This is a genomic window from Pedobacter frigiditerrae, from assembly GCF_004331645.1.
GTDB lineage: Bacteria > Bacteroidota > Bacteroidia > Sphingobacteriales > Sphingobacteriaceae > Pedobacter > Pedobacter frigiditerrae.
On sequence record NZ_SJSK01000005.1, the window covers coordinates 204351 to 225704 of the forward strand.

17 protein-coding genes are annotated in these 21354 nt (G+C 44.8%); 10 read left to right on the top strand and 7 right to left on the bottom strand.

All coding sequences use genetic code 11. The features are described from left to right. Positions 1-290: 290 nt before the first annotated feature. Both EZ428_RS18510 and EZ428_RS18515 read right to left on the bottom strand, forming a co-directional pair. Positions 291-1145, bottom strand: a complete 855-nt coding sequence (locus EZ428_RS18510) for an RteC domain-containing protein (RefSeq protein WP_131554690.1) — start codon at positions 1143-1145, stop codon at positions 291-293. A 430-nt stretch (positions 1146-1575) separates the two neighbouring features. Next, the gene (locus EZ428_RS18515) at positions 1576-2619 is read right to left on the bottom strand and encodes a hypothetical protein (RefSeq protein WP_131554691.1); all 1044 of its coding nucleotides are present in this window, start codon (positions 2617-2619) and stop codon (positions 1576-1578) included. Positions 2620-2954: 335 nt separating this feature from the next. On the opposite strand from EZ428_RS18515, the gene EZ428_RS18520 reads away from it, so the two are divergent. Genes EZ428_RS18520 through EZ428_RS18530 form a run of 3 tightly spaced genes read left to right on the top strand, consistent with a single transcriptional unit; the run spans position 2955 to position 5368 of the window. Then, on the top strand, positions 2955-3587 hold the full coding sequence (locus EZ428_RS18520) for a Crp/Fnr family transcriptional regulator (protein WP_131554692.1): 633 nt from the start codon (positions 2955-2957) through the stop codon (positions 3585-3587). 11 nt (positions 3588-3598) lie between these two features. Continuing rightward, positions 3599-5014 (top strand): hypothetical protein, encoded by a 1416-nt coding sequence (locus tag EZ428_RS18525; protein ID WP_131554693.1) that lies wholly within the window; start codon positions 3599-3601, stop codon positions 5012-5014. 30 nt (positions 5015-5044) lie between these two features. Continuing rightward, on the top strand, positions 5045-5368 hold the full coding sequence (locus EZ428_RS18530; protein ID WP_131554694.1) for a hypothetical protein: 324 nt from the start codon (positions 5045-5047) through the stop codon (positions 5366-5368). A gap of 30 nt (positions 5369-5398) precedes the next feature. Here EZ428_RS18530 and EZ428_RS18535 read toward each other — a convergent pair whose 3' ends face one another. Both EZ428_RS18535 and EZ428_RS18540 read right to left on the bottom strand, forming a co-directional pair. After that, positions 5399-6178 carry a helix-turn-helix domain-containing protein gene (locus EZ428_RS18535; protein WP_131554695.1) on the bottom strand — a complete coding sequence of 260 codons (780 nt, stop codon included), beginning with the start codon at positions 6176-6178 and terminating at the stop codon, positions 5399-5401. 131 nt (positions 6179-6309) lie between these two features. Beyond that, positions 6310-7212, bottom strand: coding sequence for a LytTR family DNA-binding domain-containing protein (locus tag EZ428_RS18540; protein ID WP_131554696.1), 903 nt, complete (start codon positions 7210-7212; stop codon positions 6310-6312). Positions 7213-7413: 201 nt separating this feature from the next. On the opposite strand from EZ428_RS18540, the gene EZ428_RS18545 reads away from it, so the two are divergent. From EZ428_RS18545 to EZ428_RS18575, 7 genes are all read left to right on the top strand, one after another. After that, positions 7414-7830: a hypothetical protein gene (locus tag EZ428_RS18545; protein WP_131554697.1), complete on the top strand. Its 417-nt coding sequence runs from the start codon at positions 7414-7416 to the stop codon at positions 7828-7830. A gap of 94 nt (positions 7831-7924) precedes the next feature. Then, entirely contained in the window at positions 7925-8506 is a 582-nt protein-coding gene (locus EZ428_RS18550; protein ID WP_131554698.1) for a cyclic nucleotide-binding domain-containing protein, read from the top strand. Between the two features lie 162 nt (positions 8507-8668). Beyond that, entirely contained in the window at positions 8669-9199 is a 531-nt protein-coding gene (locus EZ428_RS18555) for a MauE/DoxX family redox-associated membrane protein (RefSeq protein ID WP_131554699.1), read from the top strand. Between the two features lie 16 nt (positions 9200-9215). Beyond that, entirely contained in the window at positions 9216-9458 is a 243-nt protein-coding gene (locus EZ428_RS18560) for a DUF6520 family protein (RefSeq protein WP_131554700.1), read from the top strand. Between the two features lie 41 nt (positions 9459-9499). Continuing rightward, positions 9500-10555, top strand: a complete 1056-nt coding sequence (locus EZ428_RS18565; protein WP_131554701.1) for a hypothetical protein — start codon at positions 9500-9502, stop codon at positions 10553-10555. A gap of 748 nt (positions 10556-11303) precedes the next feature. Continuing rightward, positions 11304-11855 (top strand): DUF6252 family protein, encoded by a 552-nt coding sequence (locus EZ428_RS18570; protein WP_131554702.1) that lies wholly within the window; start codon positions 11304-11306, stop codon positions 11853-11855. A 105-nt stretch (positions 11856-11960) separates the two neighbouring features. Further along, positions 11961-15161 carry a T9SS type A sorting domain-containing protein gene (locus EZ428_RS18575; protein WP_131554703.1) on the top strand — a complete coding sequence of 1067 codons (3201 nt, stop codon included), beginning with the start codon at positions 11961-11963 and terminating at the stop codon, positions 15159-15161. A 117-nt stretch (positions 15162-15278) separates the two neighbouring features. Here EZ428_RS18575 and EZ428_RS18580 read toward each other — a convergent pair whose 3' ends face one another. The 3 genes from EZ428_RS18580 to EZ428_RS18590 are packed head-to-tail and all read right to left on the bottom strand — an operon-like array spanning position 15279 to position 21334. Then, positions 15279-16766 (bottom strand): TlpA family protein disulfide reductase, encoded by a 1488-nt coding sequence (locus EZ428_RS18580; RefSeq protein WP_131554704.1) that lies wholly within the window; start codon positions 16764-16766, stop codon positions 15279-15281. 11 nt (positions 16767-16777) lie between these two features. Continuing rightward, the gene (locus EZ428_RS18585; RefSeq protein WP_165501817.1) at positions 16778-18145 is read right to left on the bottom strand and encodes a RagB/SusD family nutrient uptake outer membrane protein; all 1368 of its coding nucleotides are present in this window, start codon (positions 18143-18145) and stop codon (positions 16778-16780) included. Between the two features lie 9 nt (positions 18146-18154). Beyond that, positions 18155-21334: a SusC/RagA family TonB-linked outer membrane protein gene (locus EZ428_RS18590; protein ID WP_165501818.1), complete on the bottom strand. Its 3180-nt coding sequence runs from the start codon at positions 21332-21334 to the stop codon at positions 18155-18157. Positions 21335-21354 lie beyond the last annotated feature (20 nt).

Genomic DNA, 21354 nt, shown 5'->3' on the forward strand with positions numbered 1-21354 from the left:
TATCCACAAAATTTCGGAACAATACCCGCTCTTTCAGCACTGGTTTAAAAATAGGTTGATGCTTGAGGTGTATCTAACCATAAACCACTCCTCAAAGACGCCATCCAATGCAGCAATCACCTCAAACAAAATACACTTCACGATATCGTGAAGTGTATTGGCCCTCCAAGTTGTATCGAACCAGCTCGCCCCCTCTAATGAAAATTCCCATTGAAAGCAGTCCACCTTGCCCAAAGCAAGGCTTAACAAAAACCAATCCACCAAGGCATCATAATTCAAAATTAAAAAACCTACCTCATCGACATAGGCACATAAGCATCACCGTCATCAATTCTTTTGTTCACCATCCTTGCCATCTGATCCAAAAACCTAGTCTTCGACATCGACTTGCGTCTTTTAATTTCCGTAAAACGCCTAAAATACCTAGACAAATTAATCTGGAAACATTGCTCAAAGACATCCATTAGATCAGACAAGTCCACCTCCCCATCATTCACTTGCCTACAGTCAAACACCCCATAAATCAATTCAATCAAATTACAGCTGTCACCTGTCCAACGTAATTCCCTCCCCTTCTTAGAACGCACCACCCCACTACCAGCCAACGACGGAACCTCCATCTCAGCAAGCACCAACTCCCTCAATCTCTCCAGCGCAATGAATTTTGAAAACAGGTAATCACCCAAAGTCGTGAACGAAGGATCCAAGGCAGGCAAGTCCGCTCCAACAATTCCAGCAACATCACCTCCACGAACAAAATACAGCACATCCAGCTCCACTGCCCCCAACCGGTAATACTGGTACAAAAATGCATGCTGGTCAAAAAACCTCGAAATGTAATCCAATTGCCTGCGGTAAAAAGCATCCATCCCCTTACCCTTACGTAATGGCCTAGCCATCTCAAAACCATACCTTTCAGCAGCAAGCACCATCAGTGAATAAAACCTAGGCTTGACCACCTTAAAGAACAATACCTCTTCAGCCTGGGATACAAACCCAGATTCCAAAACCAATTCCTGCAATTTCCCCAATGAAGTCCGCACCGCGGTAAGCTCAGAACGCATCCGATCCAGCGGACCCAGTTCAACCAAATCCTCTAATTCCCTTTCCAGCTTTGATAAAAGCACCTCATATTTTTTCTCCATGACAATAAAAATTAAGTTTAAGAGAGCGAAATTGACAGGTTAAAATTCCGGACTTTTACCCCCTTTAGACGTGAGGCTGCTCACGTTTGAAAGTCATCGGCAACAGATACCATCGGGCGCGAAAAGAAAAATATTCCATAGTCGCCGTGACCATGATCACAAACACGCAACATCAACATACCAAGATGAATTGAACGGCCAAATGATTGAAGATTCAATTCTCCCTGCTGTTTAATCCCCAACCCATAAATTCACCGGCCAATCATATCCCTATGGAGAAAGCACAATTAACCACTTGTTGCCCCTTCATTGTGGAAACAATCGATTAACCGACAAATGGGTCCTTTGATATCCTGAGTACCATACAAACAAAAAGCTGGAAGGCTTTCATAACCCCCAGCCCCTGTGAACATATATGCATTGGAACGGTTTATTGCTCTTGTTCGCCCACTATGATTTTTTTGAGTTTATCGAAGGACAGGGTACCATAAATCGACACGGCCGCGCTCCTTCCCGCTCCAGTGGTTTTCGGCCAATCTATGGCAACTCCAAACCCCTTGTCCAGGCTACCACCTTTAACCCTTGGGGCTCCATTGAACAGATTTACCGCGAACCCAGGAAGCCAGTTTGATGAACCGTTCCCAAACCCATAGTACGATGCGTAAGGGGTTAGGTTCAGCCATTCAGTCACAAAAACGGGAAGTGAAGCCCGTAGGCGATATACCGTGGACCTCTTGAGCGAACCGATGTTTCCTAGCACATCACTTGAGGAAATTATGTTCGGATCGATATAGGTCTTTGTGGTCCTTCCCTGGTAGGGAATAAAAAGTTCAGAGTTATAGCTGTTGGACAGGTCGGCAGAGAAAGAGAGTGCCCAGCTCAGCTTGGAGAACGGCCCGGAATCAAACCCGTGCTTGTTGAACGCCGTAAAATGTCCGTGGATTCCATATACAAGCGGCCTATGGTTGGACTGCACTCTTGCCAAGGTATCATAAAGGTTGATATCCTGGTATTCCCCGTACATACTAACGCCTGCTGAATAGGTAGAAAACAGTCCGCTAGCTGGAAGCTTGGTGATATCGTAAAAGGTATTCAGATTGCGCTGATATCCCGCCTCCAGTCGGTAGGATGGCCTGACCAGCCCCTTCGAGATACTGAAGGGCTTTCCACCGTCGGTCCCGCTCCCCTGCACCTTACCTGTCATGCTCAGAGAATGGGACTTACCCACCGTCTTCTGGGCCTCATCACCATTGATATAATAAAACAACGGGGTTCCGATCACTTGGCTGTAGGTAACCTCAAGGGAGGTCTGAGTCGGGGTAAAGAGCGTCTGTATCGCGCCTCCCTTGTAAAACTCAAGCACATCCTTGCCCCTCGTATCTTGGATGAGCTTCTGCGCAAAGGCCGAATTACAGGTTAAAAGCGGCAATAGGCATACGATGGCCATGGTAAGGTTTAACTTGAGAGTTTTCATGTTCTAATCTAGATTTATGTAAAAGTTTAAAATTTCTGCCAAAAATATTCACTGCCCACTACTCAACACAAAATATACGTTAACTGGGATAAAGCTAATAAATGCAGTGCTCATCATCAATACCCTTTTCATTGCTGCCCATATTTCCTACACTAAGTTTAATAAGCCAAGTGTAATCCATGACTCATAAAGCAAATCCAAAGCCACATCAAAACAATCCTGTGCACCCAAGCAACCAAATATTGCCACAAAAAAACCCAAACCACAGGAACAAGCCCCCAATGACCATCGTTTAATAGACAACCTAAAGGAATAAAATCAAAAAGCCGACACCCATGGAAACAACGAACGACACCAATTACCTGCTCCAGGTACTGGGCTCCATCACCCCACTACCAGCCCCATTCCAAGAAAGAATAACCGAACAAACCTTAACCGAAACCTTCAAAGCCAAGGAAATCCTCCTGCACCCAGGAGAAACGGCCCGAAGGATCTACTTCGTCAAAGAAGGATTCCTCCGAGCCTACTTCCTTGACCAGAACGGACACGAACACACCACCTGGTTCGTCTCCGCAGGAGACCTCATGATCTCCGTCTACTCCTTCTTCAGCCAAAGACCAGCCGAAGAATACATCGAAGTATTGCAAGAAGCCACCCTCCAATCCCTCACCTGGCACCAACTCCAGTCCTATTACGCCGACTTCCGGGAAGGTAACCTCATCGGAAGGATCATGACAGAAAGATACTACATCCTTTCCGAGGAACGCAGCATCTTTCTGCGCACCCAGTCACCCGAACAGCGCTACCAAGCCCTACTTCAACGACATCCAAACATAGAACAACTCACCACCATACAAAATATCGCCTCCCACCTCTCCATGACAAGGGAAACCCTAAGCCGCCTACGCAGCAAGCTCCTCAGGTCAAACCAACAAAGCCAAAAAACATCTCAAAAAACCACACCCTAAAACCAGTCCAAATGAAAAAGCACATCAAAACCATAGCCATCCTCATCTTACTGAGCAGCAGCTTCGCCTGCAAGAAGGAACAGCCCAACATCAAAGGCATCAACACCGCAACTCAAGCACCAATCCACGCAAAAACCCTAACCATCAGCGAAGCTGAAAGCTGGTTCAACCAACAAAAAGATACAATAATCACCAATAAACTACCCATCCGCTGGACCAAAGCAAAGAGCATCCCCACCAAAACAGGCAATAGGATCGTCATCCCGCTACCCGGACAGCCAACCATAAACAACCTCAAAATGGGCTACCGCCAGCTCTCCATTCAAAAAAACCCCACAACCAAAAAAATAGAAGGAAACTTCATCGAGATCATCCCAGATTACCTCTACCACCAAGAAAAACAAAAAGTAAGTTCCAGCGACTTCACCGGCCAGATTCTCAGTTATAACCTCAACTACCAGCTCCAAGAAGGAAAAGTTTACCGAAACGGCAAACAGGTCGGAGAAATCCGTCCAACCACCACCCCTCAAACAAAACCAAACACATCAAACACAAATATCACATTCAATCCTCTTCAATATCCCACCCAAGGCAGCAATGGAAAAACGATGCGAATGCAAGCCATCGAGTCCTGCATATGGGTACAAACCTATTATGTCGACGCACAGGATGAATTCCACGTGCTCAATACACAGGTCTGCCAGAACATCTACTTCGATGACGGCTATGGTGGTTACAATGACAGCGGCATCAACACCAACCCCAATCCCCCATCAGGAGGTGGAGGAGGTTCAACCAATACCAGCTCACCACCACCTCCCTCGAACATCCCAGGAGAAACCAGTCCAACGGTGGACCCAAAAAAAATGATGAAATGCTTTGAAAACGTAAAAACTGAAGGTGCAGCATTCCAGGTGAAGGTCATCGTCGTAGAACCCCTTCCCGGCACAACTTTCAATTACGGTCCCAACAGCTTTGGTCACGTCGCCATCCAGCTTACTAAAGTCAACGGCACGCAGTCAGTTACCCAAACGATTGGGTTTTACGGCACCGGTAATGGATTTGACAGGATGGTTTCCACATCACAGATCAAGAACAACGGTGACATGGAGTACAACCTTGATGCAAGTTTCTTCACCGATGCAGCCTCCTTCCAGAAGATAATCGATTTTACCGCATCTCCCAAGTCAGGTTACCATTATATGGACTATAACTGTGCAGCCTTTGTATACGAGGCGGGACAGGTCGGTGGACTTGCCATTCCCAAACCCACCATACAGGTGGGAACCGCAGGACCAGGTGGTGCAGGTTATGCGATGACTCCTGCAGGTATGGCCAATGCCCTTCGTCAACAGAAAGCAAACGGAGCAAAGAACATCCATGAAGGTGGTGGACAGACCCCTTCAAGCAAGGGTGAGTGTAATTAATTGAACGGTTATACGTTAAATAAACATCAAATGAAAAGGACATTAAAGATAACTAGCATCATCATATTTGCACTTGTTGTGATCAGCAATACCCCACCGGTTCAATTTTTCGTGCTGGACAGATACACCTATAGAAACCTTGACGACAGCTTTAGGTTTGAAGAAGAACCCGGCAGCCTATACTTCAAAACTTGCTTATCTCAATTCGAAACCTTCAAAAGAGAACACCCCCATAACCCTAACAAAACCTTATACCGTAGCTTCACCATCAAACCTTGGCAATTCTGGGAATGGTGGCAATATATTGCCCATCCCAAGAGATTCACACTACCTTACCTTGAACCAACAGACTAATCAACAAGTGACCGGGCTACCCCTGGTCACTTATTTCCCATTCCTGAACGCCAGCGGACTCATCCCCCTGAACCTGACAAAGTACATCCTAAAGTTCTGAGGCGATTTGAAGCCAAGCTCCATGGCAATTACCTTGATCGGTTCATCTGAGTACAGGAGCCTAAACTCGGCCTCACCTAACAACCAATCCATCAACACTGCAAAAAAAGGCTTGCCTAAAAACCAGCTCCTGCATAGCCCATTGAGCCTACGAGGCGAAACTCCCATTCTTCTGGCATAAAACTTTGTCGAACGTTCCTGACGAAAATTAAGGGCTAACAGCTCATTAAACTCCTCCATATCAGACCTAAGCTGTTTGCCTATCAATAAATTTGGCTCACACTCAAGAACGTTCAGCATCAGTAGTGCAAAAAGCAATCTTGACCTTTCCAAGTTTGACCCCAACGCTAACTCCAATACCAATGACTGACAATCCCTTTGCAACAAGGGAACTTGTCCTGCAGGCACGACCAACGAAAGCAAATCCCCTTTAAAAACACGGGCCTTGCCAAAAAGCGGATAACGAAGCAAAAACCAATCAAGCATTGTTTGCGAAAAACTAAGCGCATACCCAGATTCAATACCTCCATCCAGTATCTTAACTTCCGAAGCATCAAAAACAAATAGCACGCTACCTCCCCTGAAATTACTTACCTCGTCAAGAAAGCTAACTGTTCCCTCTCCCCTGAGTACGATCAGCACCAAAGGGCCCAACTTTTCGCAGGAGAATTTATTTGCCTTGCAATTTACCAGTTCTTCGATTTTGAGCATAGTGAATAAACCACTAAAACTGCAAAACCCCTTCTTTTAACCGCCTACGGAAAGGCTGGAAACCCGCCAATGGTAGCAAAAGAGATGTGAATCGTCATTTCTCTGATCAATAACCCATGTCAGGTGTTGTTCTAGCCTAGGCGATACTTATCAAACACTTTCTTGAAGCCATGGAAACGATCCCTGCTCACCAAAAGCGAAACCTCGATGGCCAGCCCCTCCCTTAATATTAAAAGACCCTGTCCGTTCCTTACCTTTTCATAACCCTTGACTGCTGCAATGGAAAGCATCACTGACCTGCTGATCTGGTAAAACATACCAGGGTCCAGTATACCTGCAAGTTCCTGCATCTTATAGTCAATGATGAATTTCCTCCCATCCATCATCCAGACATAGCCCACATTTTCCTCCCGCTCGAAACAAATGACCTCCGAGGGAGAGATAGTGATCAATTTATTACCAAGCTTGGCATCTAGGTCCCTCAAGTAGCCTTCCTTTCGTTCCATCATCTGGTAAAAACCCGAAAGTTCGCTACTGAGCCGCCTGTTTTGTATTGAACTGCGGATAAAGCTCTCGGCATAGAACCAAGCAATATAAAGAATGTTCATACAGAGCACCATCCACTTGGCAATGGGAAACTCAACTTCCATATACCCACTTGCATAAAAATCCTTACCGAAACCCCAGAAATAACACCTAACCGAAATGTAGATCAAGAAAAGGATCAGGCAGATCCCCAGCACAAACTGCATCGCGATCCGGTGCGGAAGCCTCGTCATCCAGGGCAACCACCTATCCAAGCGCCTGGTCACAAAGTGCACCAACCACATCACCAACACTGCAACCGAAACACTAAAGACAAAGGCAACCCAGTAATTCAACTGCTGCAAAATCTGCCACACCGATTTTGGTTGCCCTTCGGTGATGATCAAATGGGAAACAACCACCGAAAGCAAAAGGCGGTACCTCCAATGTAAATACTTGATCGGCGCCTCTATTAAAACATTATCATCGTCATTATATCCTTCTACCATGGTGCAAAAGAAACATTTTTTTTAACCATCGACAATAAATTTTTAACAAGCTAGCCACAGAGCCCTACCGTTCAACCCTTAAAGCCGACCAGTCACCACAAAATCAGCCTTAGCACTATCAAAACGCATTATCCTGCGACTAATATTGCTGGCACAACCGGTAAAGGCTACCGGTATTTTTAACTATATACTTATCGTAAAATGAACAAATTCCCATTCACAAGCGCAGGTCTGACCGACCTATTGACCCAATTATTTGCCCTACCAGATGCTGAGCTACAGGTTCAGGCCGATGCCATAGGCAATGACTTCCGTGGTTTCACAGTCGAACATTTTGAGCTATCAGCTACCCAAGTCAATTTCCTCAACTCACTCGATGAAAGATTTGTCACTACCGCAGCAAGAGACTGCAAAGACTTCGTGCAAAGGCGCAAGATGATCGGTCTGATCAAGGAGGAAACACCCGCAGGTAGAAATGGAACCCAAAGTGCGGATGGCGACGACAGGGGAAAATTACTGGACTTAGACAAGGCAGCGGTGAGCAGCTTTTCAGAAGAAGAAGGATTTCAGGAAAGCGAACGCCTTAACTTCGTGATCACCTACCCCATACAAAATTGAACATCCAGACCTGCCCAGTCAAACCGACCAGGGCAGGTCTTCATACAGTCACCGCAAACACCGATAACAAGGAAGAAGCTCTCAGACAAGAGGTATGGAAGAGAACCCACAACAGTTAAAGACCAGCTTACAAACCCTTGGCCCGTTGCAGCCAGAAGCCTGGCTGCAGATTCTGCAACACCAAAAAACCATACCCCTCAATCCAGGAGAAAGCCTAGTCAGAAAAGAAGGTATGCTTGCCTATCTCAGCAATGGCATTCTAAAAGAATACGATGCGAGTAACCGCAAAAACCCCTCGATCATTAACTTCATCAAGAAGGGCCAACCCATCATCACCCGAAGACAAAACCAGGTCTATTACCTCAAGGCATGCACCTCTTGCCTAGTACTATACTGGGAAAGCAACGACATCAAAACCCTTCACCAAACTTTTGCAGAACTGGAACACATCTACAGGTCGCTCTGTGCCCAATATGACACCTCCATTGCCTTTCGCGGGCTGCTCCTAGAGGAAAAGTCGGCCATCCGCAAAATCCAGCTATTCATCAGCACTAACCGCGACATCCTTCCCCAGCTGAAAAAAAAGGACATGGCCAACTATCTCAATCTTGACTATGACTACTTTGTCCGCAACTTCCACGGCCTGATCACCCTTGCCGGCATTGCCCTCCTATAACCCCTTAATCAAAAAACAACCAAAATCCCGGCTTCATTCCAAACTGAAACTAAATCATACCGTAAAAAACTGCTTTTAAGCAGTTTTTCTTACCCTAATTTCACAGTTCCAACATCCATCCCGCTACCCTAAATTTGACCTGAAAGAAACAACAAAGTTCCGATGGAAAAACAGCTCATCCTTAACAGCACGTTCCTCACCCGCAAGACCATGGTGGACCTCACCTGTTACCTCTTCTTCCTACTATTCGTTTACGCTGCCACAAGTAAGCTGCTTGACTATCAGCAATCATTGCTTCAACTCTCAAAGTCACCGATTACCACTGATTACGCTGCCTTATTGGTTTGGCTTGTCCCGGTAACCGAGCTCATTATCGCGGCATTACTCCTCATACAAAGAACCCAAACCCTTGCTCTTTATGCCTGCCTTGGCTTAATGTCGCTATTTACCACCTACATTATCGCCATCCTGAACTTCAGCGAGATCATCCCCTGCAGCTGTGGCGGCGCACTACAGAGCCTCAGCTGGAAGCAACACCTCATATTTAACCTAGCTTTCATCGCCCTAGCTATTCTATCCATCTTCATCAAACCCAATCCAAACAAATCAGGCGAACCGAACTCGCCCCAATCATATTCCAATGGCCAATTGAATCAGGACAAACCGAAAACCTGTAAAAGAGTAGGTACTTAAATAAAAAACCATTAACATGAAAAAATTATTTCTATCCGCTGCATTGGCAATAGTTGCCATTGGTGGAGCAATTGCGTCGAGTGCGAGATTCGTGCCTAACCACTACAGTGATAATGCCCAGACTCCGGATATCGACTGTACTGGTGGAACCGCCTCTTGTTCGGTTTTCTATGGCGAAGCCTGGGACAAACCAGCCAGTGATGGCACAAGAGTTCTGATATCACCAGAGCAGCTAGCCCTTGAAAACTATAACCCTTAGCCACCTCGCCTGTCCCGATATGGGACAGGCACTAATTGCAGATGAAAAAGAAAATCCTATATCTCCTGCTGGCCTTATGTATTCCAATGGCAATACTATTTCTCGTTCAGTTACTGAATCGAACCAAGCAAAATAATGGTTTTGAACGTACCATCAGATTTCCCCAGCTTGATTTAAGAAAGACGCTCGTCCTTCCCTCTACCTCTTATATCTTTGTGCACGATAGTGACAAGGCGATAACTCTTCAGAACAGCACTGATCCTGGTGAAATTTTGATCACTGACCGCGCGTTGTCAGCTCTTAAGGTTCTGAACTTAAATACCTCAAATGCGTCATCCAGAAAAGCAAGTGCAGTTGGAAGGTCCAGCACCACATTGTACTCAATCATGGGTCGAGGCGATCAACTGTCCGCTATTTCAATAGTTACTGGCCGAATGCAACATTTCAACCTTCCAGAAAATGGATATGACCAGTTGGTGCCGATTTCCAAGACCACGATCATAGCAAGGCAATCTTCCCTAAAAAACGGTCTACCAAGTAGGAGACTAACTAAGATATCCTATTGGAAAGCTCTGACGGAAAATAATTTTGATCTGGATAAACAAGTGGATGCATACTTTAGCAACGATGGTATTTTAAGGAACGGTTACAACGGTAGTTTGACCTATTCCTATTTCTATCGTGGTCAGTTCCTTTGTCTAGATACTAACTTAAGATTGTTATACCGGGCAAAGACCATCGACACAGTAAGCTTTGCTAGGATAAAACTGAAAAAGTTGACTAGGAAGACCGTAAATGGTATACAAAGTCGCATCACCCAAGCTAAGCCTCCCATACTTGTCAACAGGAATTTGGTACTGGACAATGGGTTTGTTTTTATCCTTTCTGCGCTTAAGGCGGACAACGAAAATTGGTCTAACTTTAATAATAACCAGGTCATCGATAGGTATTCCCTTGTTAACGGAAGGTACCAGTACAGCTTTTACATTCCCAGATACAACGGAATCAAACCCCAAGACCTCAGTATCCATGGAAACTCAATCATTGGTATATACGGGAACTTGTTGGTGGCCTACACCATCATTTTTTCCCCTTAAGTTAAAAAAAACAAGTCTTCACCACGCTATCACAAAAAAAAGAATGGCAGTTAGCTTGTAGAATGAGAACTTCCGCCAATTTTTACCATTAATTAACATTTGAATACCAGGGAAAACTTGCTTACAGAATCACTCACGTTTTTTTGATTTTTTAGTTGAAGTAACTAATAGACCAAGTATGCTAGTTTTATTTACAACGTTAATCAAATATGTTTTTCGTTGGACTCAATAGGCCTTATCAATCAATATTAGCCTTGGTAAAAGTTAGCTGAAAGTCTTCCTAATCAATATCATTCAAAAAAAAAGTTAATTTTTGACCGGAGAAAATGGTAAAGAACTGATTTGCGAAGTCGTTGGGCACAGCAAACAAGGTTGCATCTAGAACTTCTTCAATGGGGGCTTAAAGAGTGTTCTATCTGGCAAAAAGTTTCTAATTCAGATGGTCGTTTTGATGTAAGAGAATAGTTAACTCAACTCCAGTTTTTTGGTTCTCAATAATTTCCCTATGAGACAGAGTCCTTTTCATCCTGAGTTTATGCTTTTTGTCAAAGCTAGGCGAAATTCGTAAAAAATGCAGCCCAGTAAAATGGTATTGAAGAAGCTTGATTTACGCCTTTTAAAAAATTGGATTAATCATATTACAATCTTAACTTTACTTTAACCATCAATTAATCTATAAAGTTGATTTTGGCATTTTTAAATACAACATTCTTAACCTTAATATTTACACAGATAAACCATTCACTCCATGAGGAACTTAAAATTGATCATTCTTGCCAGTGCCTTCATTATTCTGGCATTATCATGTAAGAAGTTCAGTCCATATGACCCTAATCCAAAACCTGTTCTACCTCCCATTTCTGCCGAGGGACGCAATACATTTGGCCTTATGTTTGGTTCAGAGGTATGGACTCCAAATTTTTATTCTGCATCTGCAATATTGTCTGCAAATTATCCTGGAATTCTCAGTAACCCTAGGCTACATATCGTTTGCCTTAGAAAAAGCACCCGTACCATAGGGAAAATTGATGACTTTACACTTGAATATTTTAGCTCAAACATAAGCGTTGGCACGTATCCTCTGAATACCAACAACAGTAAGATTGTTGCAATTGTAAAGTTTCCTGATAATAAAGAAAAAGAATACCAATTGGAAGACACTGGAACCATAACCTTTAGCCGTTGGGACATGGGAAATAAGATTGCATCCGGGACCTTTTCAATGACCTTAAAAGATGCGACATCCGGTGAGAAGGTATCCATAACAGAAGGCCGTTTTGATCTAAAATTTGGCGATTAGTCAAATTTGTCGGTAGCATTTTTATTATCTAAATTATCCAAAACATATCAGTCCCATATTCAATCTGTACTGACAATCAATAAGCCATACTAATTGCTCTCAAACATGAAATATTCTTTAATCTTAGGCTTAATTGTCTTAAGCCTATGTGTGCATGCGCAAACTCTTCGCGTGAATTCTTCCACTTCCAATGGCGTTACAAAAACAGATTCTCTTTGGTATACTCACCAAGAATATTTGGGCCATGTTTTCGGCAACTTGAATTTTGCAGAGGTAACCTCAAATTTCCTAATCGATCGGGCACCAGGAAAACTATCGACAACTGCACATGACGGTAAGAACAGCAATGATTCAACAATACGCTCTACCTTACATGCCATGGGCATATATACAAACTTTTATTATGCTGCACTTGATACCAATGGAAGTTATGCCCCTCAACATCCTCAATCTCTAGCAACAGCTATCAATGATAATTGGGCAATAAATCAAATACCTATTCTACTAATCAACCATAGCTACCATAGTATTCGGTCAGATGCCGCCAGCCTGGGGCTTTTTACTACCAATGTAGATACCACCATACTTTATGACAACACTACCAGGACAATTTCTCCATATCAGAAGCATCGACTATTCGCAGGAATGCCTTTCTTTAAGGGAAGGGATTTTGCTTCTAATGGAGATGTAGTGTTTAACATCCTTCCGACCACTATGCTTGTAACCGATACTATCGCTGGGCAAATCCAAATAGATTTTGGAGATGGGAATGGCTATGTTAATGTGACTGCAAATACGTTGAAGTCTATTTATTATTCATCATCTGGACCCAAAATAATCAATATCAAGCAAGGAGGATTGGAAAGCACATCAGGGTTCAATTTCATCAAAAATGAACTGTTCTTTAATATGCAACCATTCCCAACGCCTTCCGAAGAGGCAAATAGGACACTAAACCGTTTAGGCGGTTCAGGAACTATTGTAGAAAGAGAGATTGGTTCGAGCTGTGATAACACCTTTGATAAACCCATCATCGTTGTAGAGGGCTTTAATATCGAAGAAGCCTTGGACGCTCGTCAGTTGTTAAATTCCCTAAACCCTAATGGCCTCGTCACCCAATTGCGTGCCTTGGGATATGATTTTGTAACTGTAAGGTTCACGAATAATACTGCTAGTATTTTTGACAATGCACAGGCTTTACGACAGGTTATAGAAGACGTTAATACAGAAAAAGCGGGAAGCAACAAAATTAACATCATTGGATTAAGTATGGGTGGTTTGATCACCAAATATTGCCTAAAGGATATGGAAGATAATTCAATCGCCCATAATGTAGAAAATTTTTTTTCTTACGATGCGCCGCATCAGGGGGCTTATATACCATTGGGCATCCAACACTTGCTATTTGATGCTTCTAAAGCCCTATCTCAAGTTAAGTACGATCCAAATGTGATGACCTTAACGGCACAACTAAATTCTGATGCCGGCACCCAACTTTTACAGCAACATAGAAATGGGGTAACGGTTAATGGAAGAAACACTTTTGCCAACACTTATGCGGCTAAGGGATACCCTACTCAATGTAATAATTATGGAATCGCAAATGGACGTGCAGACGGTGTTGGTTTGGGCTATCCAGACGCGGCTCAATTATTAGACTTTAGAGCAGAAACATATTATTTATTTAGGGTTTATAACCATAAGCAAGAATTATACTCTACAAGTGTGAATAACTCAACTATCTCCTATCTGAGAAGCAGCGGATTTGCGACGAGCATCTTTGGGCCGAAAGGGATATATAAAGTTAGCTCTAGGGTTAAGTTTGATGGCGAATTGTCCCATGAAACAGTTCCAGGAAGTACGGCTCCTTTTATTGATGAATACGAGACTAATCTTCTTGCAAGTTTCAGGGGTAGCGCAGATATTTGGTCGCAGTTTATTGATAGACAGATTTCAACCTTTGTACCTACAGCGTCTGCACTAGATTTGAATAATCAGAATTATGGTGCCAATGGATTTTACTTTTCTCAAAACCCCTATTACAATCTCACAACTGATTCAAATCCTTTATCGAAAACTCCATTTGATGATATTAGCTACCCATCTACCAGTGAGGAACACCTTCTAATGTCCCCAAGGGTTACCAACTTTGTCTTCGAAAAGATATATGGTTCCCCCATACCAAGCACGTGCGCTGGAATCTGTGCCGCTACTGCTGAATTCAGTGGACTTGTAAATGTATGTAATGTCGCAAACCCTGAGATTACCTTTACGAATATGCCGTCTGGAGTAATTGTAAATTGGGTATTGCCAAGTGGATTATCGGTATTAAGTGGACAGGGAACTAATAGCATAAGGATTAACCACGCTGCTACTGGAACATACACTGGGGGTTACGTCACATTGTCAAGACCTGGTTGCCCCACTGCAAGCTATGGTTTCACAGTCCAGTTCACTGAGCCAACTAGCATTTCTGGACCTGCACAACTTTGTACAAATTCTACTTACAACATTCCAAATCTTCCAAACGGAGCGGTGGTTACCTGGGAGGTGATTGGGTCGTCGGCAGAAATTACCGAAAACTATAATGACCATGTGGTTCTGAGTGGGGTAGACAATGGACAGGTCAAACTGAAGGCCACTGTCGTTTCCAGCTGCGGCACACATATAATTGAAAGTCCGTATATTAACAATGGTTGGCCATATTATGTCACCCTTACCGACATCTACAACGATGGTATGGGAACTTCGCAAGGCTACTTATGCAGTGACGCATGGTCGTTCGATAATTACCATAACACGTTTTCATATATAATTCCTTCGGGATCTGGTACAGTTACCTTACATTACCAGATTTATGGTTCATCTGGCCTGGTCTATTCCAATGACGTGACCGTTACCGGCACACAGATACTTCCCAACAACCTTGCCAATGGCACCTATACCCTCGACGTTTGGATAAGCGGTGGCCCTTGCAACCTGAGCACAGAACTTTCCGAGGTAGAGATCATTTACCAGAGTTGCGACCTGTCAAAGATCTCGGTCTACCCTAATCCCGCAAATTCAGAGCTAAACATTAGTTTTTCCTCGGAAGCCAAGCATATGGATATTTCAAGGGCAACAAAGCAATCTTTTTCAGTTAAGCTGTTCAATGAGAAAGGTAGGTTGGTCAAAGAAGGCAGGACGTATCCGGCGAATAACAGGGAAATCCGCCTGCAGGTTGCCGACTTGCCAAACGGCACCTATTTCCTGCATGTCTTTGAAGGGAAAAAGGTTACCAAGCGCCAAATTATAGTTGCCCATTAACCATTAGTACCAATCAAGGTAAATTCATCAATTCCCTAAAGGGTAAGCCCTGCTAATCCATTCGACAGCAGGGCTTGTACATAATGGGCTTAGTTATTCCATGTTCATTTGACGGGCTTAATTCTCAGCCAAAGCCTCATTGATCGTTTTTAGGATGGCCTCCGGTCCCGGTTCTCCCTTCAACCTGGAAAAGACCTTGCCATCTTTACCAACAAGTAGGATGAAGGGCGAGTAACTCAAGTTGTAATACTTAGGAAATGGGTGGCCGAACATAAGTCCATCGGTAAATACGTTTAGATCGTGTTTACTCGTATAAAGACCACTATTGATTCCCTCGATCCACTTTTCCCTGTTTCGATCGGTGCTGATGCTTAGGACGACAAAATCATCCCTGTTGCCAATCTTTGGTCGGATCTGCTTTTCAAACATATCATGAAATACTGCGCAGTTACCGCATCCTACCCCCCACATATCGATAAGTACTACTTTGCCTTTAAGGGAGCTAGTGGTGATCCTGTTGCCTTTTAGGTCTGAAAATGAGGCCTCAAAAAGCTGCTTTCCCTTGCTCAGCTTGAGTATGTTGGATATCTCGTTTCGAAGAAAGGGAATTTCAACCAAGCGTTGCGCATCAACCATCAATGAATCAAGTTCGCCCCTGTTGAACTCAAGCAGGCCCAATCCTAAGGGGTTGACAAGTAGCCAGGCCAAGAGCTGGCTCTTGATCGGCTGTGGATATACGCTCTTTATTCTGTCATAGCATGCCTGAAGGGATGTGCCATTTCGATCGCCGTTAAAGATAAGCTCAAATTTAACCCTCCCAGACAGATTAATAATGTATATTGGGCACAGGGTCATCAAAGGGTTTGGTCTATAGCTGAATTCACTTTCCCTGAGGTTAAAGTATTTCCTGAGCAGAATGCGGTTGGAGCCAACTTCAATCCAAGGCTTCCTCCACATATTGTATAGCCAGTAATCCCATTTCGAAAATAGGTTGGCGTACTCATAATCAATTAGCTTCATCATTATAGGTCCCAATTTGTGAAATTCAAGTATTTTTCGTTTTCTTTCAAGAGCATTTCTCATTATTCCATCCAACAGGGTCAACTTTGACTCAATGTCTGACGGTTGGTGAAGTCCAAGTTTAATTGGCACTTCTGCCAGGCCCTGTTGGAATTCCTGTAAGTCCCTAACGACATTGTACTTTTCCGCCCCCTTGCCATTGAATGAAGCATGGTCCCCAGCCGAATCGCAGGTGATAACCACCCTTATGTCATCACCTGGCTCCACGAAATATTTGTCGAGCTTAACGAACTTCCCATTCCGGTGCGCCGCCTGGACAGCAATTGAGCTGGGCTTGCTAAAATAGGGCAGCTTGAATTCAAAGTTCCCCTCGGGTCCTGGTACCACCCAAATTACCTGCGGGTCATAAATAATGGAATTTGGACGATAAAGGTGTATGAGCAGGCTATCTACCGGACTTGCACCCTTGTCCAGCTTGATCAATCCGTGAAAAACAGGACGGGCCGGATTCCCCTCGGTGGCCATTGCCGCGAAACCTAGCAGCATAAAGGCCGATAGGCAGGTGATTTGCTTGATTATTTTCATATGGACTTGATTTAGTATCCCTCGTTCTGGGTAATGTTTTGATTTCTATTGACCTCATCTTTTGCTATCGGGTACAATACGTCCGTAGCTTGCCAGTTTGCCTTTATCGGAGCAAGAACCAACGTTGCGGTGCCAGTCCTTTTAAGGTCGAGCCAACGGTGTCCCCACTCGCCTAGCAATTCCACTCTGCGCTCGCCCTGTATTGCTGAAAGCAGCTGAGACTTGTTTAGCGTTAACCCCAGCCCACTCAATCCAGCCCTTACCCTGATGACATTGAGATCAGACAGGCCACCAGCAAGGTTATCTAGGTTAACACGTGCCTCCGCCCGAATCAGGTACAGCTCTGCTAAGCGTAATACCATTGAATGTTCGGTAACGGTAGTAGAGGATTTGACCTTGTACTTAAATGGATAATAATAGGTGCCGGTTGCATTGACAAAACTCCTGACCCAATTGACCTTTCTCTGGTCTCCAACTTCAAAGCCGTTAACGGCAAGGTTAGCACTTAGTGAGACCTGGATAGGCGTGGCTGTCAGGATAAGCAAGTTCCCCTCGTTAGTGTTGGCACCCGCAGGAGGCATCAATTGCCATATAGCTTCCTGACTATTCTTTAAAAATATGTTATTCAGCCCAACCAGCGCATAAACGCTTGTCATATCGATTACCTTAGAGGCATAAACTTCAGCGTTCTTAAAATCGCCAATGTACAGGTAAACCCTTGCCAGTAGTGCCCTTGCTGCAGCCTTGTTGGGCCTACTTCTTTCTCCGCCCACATAAGCATCTGCCAAAAGTGTTTCAGCCTCTTGCAAGTCTGCAACGAGTTGCGCATAGACTTCACCAACAGGTTTTCGACTGGCAATCGCATTCAGGCGCTGGTCGGTGGTAAGATGAAGGGGAACAGCGCCAAAAAGATTGACTAGGTAAAAATAATTAAATGCCCTTGTAAAAAGTGCCTCTCCCCGTAGACCTGCAGCTACAGATGGGCTCAGCACCTTGCTCTCTGACAAGCCTTCGAGAACAGAGTTGGAGGCGTAGATACGCTGATAGACAGAAAGCCATAAATTGGCAAGTACGCTATTATCGGCAGGAACCTGATTGATATTAAAGGGAATCAATACAGTGCTGTAAGCAATATATTCATCGGCAGAAAGCCCACATATGGTAGAAATACTCCCACTGTCCCCGGAGCCATACCCAGAGGCCGCCATCGAGCTATAGATGCCCAGCACCGCCGAGGTGGCAACTTCGTCACTCTTGAAAACCGTTGCCGGCACCAAGCTATTGGATGGCGGATCAATTTCAAGGAATCCCTTGCATGACCATTGGACAAGGCAAAGCGCCAGTGCCAAGACCACATTTAGTTTTTTAATATTTTTCATGCTCATGATTTAAAAGTTAAGCTTAAGTCCAATAGTAATTGCACGCAATGGCGGTAGGTTGGTCACGCTCTGGCTCTCGGGGTCCAGGCCTATGTAACGGGTCAACGTAAACACATTCTGCCCCTGCAAACTTAATCTGGCGTCGCTGATCCTTAACCTTTCTAGCCAGTCATTGGGTAACTGGTAGCTCAGTGAAACGCTCCTCAACTTAAGGTAGGAAGCATCGGTGATGGATAAACCCCCATCTCCCCTGGCATTCAGGTAATTGATATAACCGGAAATGGTGGTGGAAAATTTCTTGACATTACTGATGTCGCCGGCAGCCTGCCACCTGTCCAGCACTGCGGTCGGCTGATTGGTGGTAGCCGAGGCGGTGAAATAACCCGGACCATACGGTATTCCAGACATGTAGTTATTTCCGGTCTGGCTTACAAAGGACAACAAAAAGTCCAGGGTAAGCCTCTTATAGCGAATTGAATTTTGCAATCCCCCATAAAACCTTTGTCCGATGAAACTTGTCAAGTACCGGTCTCCCTCATTTTGGGTCACGCTAGCATCCCTGTCCTCAAAGGCATAATTCCCACTCTGAGGATCAACGTTGGTATTGTAAACTTGCCGGATCGAAAGCGGTTTACCAACCACATAAGTAATGCGGTTGGCCGAGCTGGAAAGCCCCGGATATGCAATCAGCGTATTTTTTGGAATGGTAAGGTTGAAACTGGCCGACCATTCCAGCTCACCCCTGTCGATCAGCCTGGCACTGCCCTCTATCTCCCAGCCCTGGTTTTGAACGGTCGCTGGCAAGTTGACCAGGATTCCGGTCGAGCCCACGCTTGGCGGGGTTGGGTTCAACAGCAATTGGTCAGAAGACCTATTTCGGTAATAAGCCATCTCGATATTGAACCTATCCTTTAAAAAGCCCAGCTGCAGTGCCAGTTCCATCTTCCTAGTGGTTTCCCAACCGTAGTCAGCGTTTGACAACCTATTGATGGTCAAGGTTGAAAATCCCTGATAGGTACCAACGCCATTATTGGTCCACAACTGCAGGTAACCGTAGTCTGGAATCTGGTCATTTCCTGTAATCCCGAAACTGCCGCGGATCTTCCCTAGGCTCAGCGCCGGAAAGGCCCTTTGCATGAAACCTTCTCCCGAAAAAACCCAGGCCGCACCAACCGCACCAAAATTGGCAAACTGCCTGCCAGGTCCAAACCTGCTCGACCCATCCCTCCTTCCTGTAAGGTTGAGGATGTACTTATCAAGCAGGTTATAATTTATCCTTGAAAAAACAGCAGTATATAGATATGATGAATTGGTATTTTCATTTTTCGTCAGCGTCGCCGCATTTCCTATGTTCCCCAATAACTCATCACTATTGAACCCGCTGGCCAGGATGTTCTGAAAACTGGATTGGTTGCCCTGAAAACTCAGCCCTACCAGCGTCTCTAACCTTCCATGTCCCAAGCTTGCCCTATAATTAACCTGAGGTTCAGCAATCCAGGAACTGTTAAGATTGTTACCAAAATAACCCTGACGATTAACACTTGTCGGACTGGTTGCTGGAGAAAGCGCCTCTAGAGGCCTCTTGGTCAATTCTTCCCTATTCATCGTGGTATAGCCCAGGGAAGCCTTTAAAGAAAGGTTGTCCAGCACCCTATAACTCAAAGCAATGTTCCCGATAAGGTTGTCTGTTTTTGAAGTGATGGTATTTAATAGAAAGGCCATCGGGTTCAATGTCATCGGCGTGCCCTTATAGGTCCAGTTCAGTTTTCCGGCGCCATCATGGAGATCGGGATAATTGGGAGCAAGACTAATGAAATTGGTAAGGTCTGCAGTAAGCAACCTTCCTTTGGCATGGCTATAGTTGACTGTAAAAGTTGCCTTCAGGCGATTTTCCAAAGACCCCAGGTTCAAGCTGGCGTGAACCCCACCCCAGTCAAGCCCAAAGCTTCCCGGAAAGACAGTGCCCTCACCTTGGTAGCTTCCGCCAATCCTGTAACTACTAACGCCGTTTCCGCCTGAAATATTTAGATTGGCATCCGTAATCGTGGCATTATTCCCAATCAGTACTTGTTGCCAATCAGTATACTTCTGCTGGTCCCAAGTCCCATTTACATCATAATCTAATGCTGTCGGTGAAAGTCCATCATTCTTGAAAGCTTCCCTTCGCATCATGAGGTAATCAGCTGTACCCAAAAGTTCCACCTTGTGTCCCACTTGCGCATATCCATGATTCAATGAAGCCCCAACCCTCAGTGCACCCCCTTTGCCTTTCTTTGTCGTGATCAAAATAACCCCGTTTGCGCCACGAGAACCGTAAATAGCTGTTGCATCCGCATCCTTCAAGACCTCAATGCTTTCGATCTCATCCGGATTGACCATTGCCAATGGATTAGCGCCACCCGCAGTAATCACGTTAGATGTATTGGTCGACATTTTCACAGAGGGATAGATAACCCCATCAACGACATAAAGGGGATCATTGGTCACCTGCACATTCAGACTGCTTCTACCCCTGATCTGGACCGAGAACGAACCGCCGGGAACCCCAGTGTTTTGGGTAACCACCAATCCTGCCACCCTACCCTGCAAAGCTTGTAAAGGATTCGAAATGACCTGTTTCTCAATCAACGCTGCACTTACCCTAGAGATCGAGCCCGTCCTCTCCTTATCCTTCACCGTATAATAACCCGCATTGATGTTCACATTATCGAGCGTGGAAAGTTCCTCCTTTAACACGACCGTAATAAAACTCCCAGCCTTGACCTCCTTTTCAAAAGGAATGAAACCCATGTAACTCACCTGCAACACTGCGTTCCCATCTCCAACAGCAATGGAAAAGTTCCCATGTTCATCACTGAGCACTACTGAAGCTGTTCCCAGCAGTTTCACCGTTGCTCCAACGACTGGTTTACCCACCTCATCCGCTACCCTTCCCCTCACCATACCATTCTTTTGCCTGCTAACATCGCCTGCCCCATTTTCGCCTGACTTTTCCAAGCGCCTCACCACAACGGTTTTCTCTACTAGCTTATAGGAAAGAGGCCTGTCCTTAAAACAAAGGTCCAGTACCTGTTTCAGCGAGCCATCCTTGACAGAAACACTCACCTTAGCCACTCCTTTTAACACATCTTTCTCATACCAAAAGCCATAGCCAGACTGCTTTTTGATTTCCCGAAAGGCAGTTTCCATATCGAAGGTCTTTGGAGCAT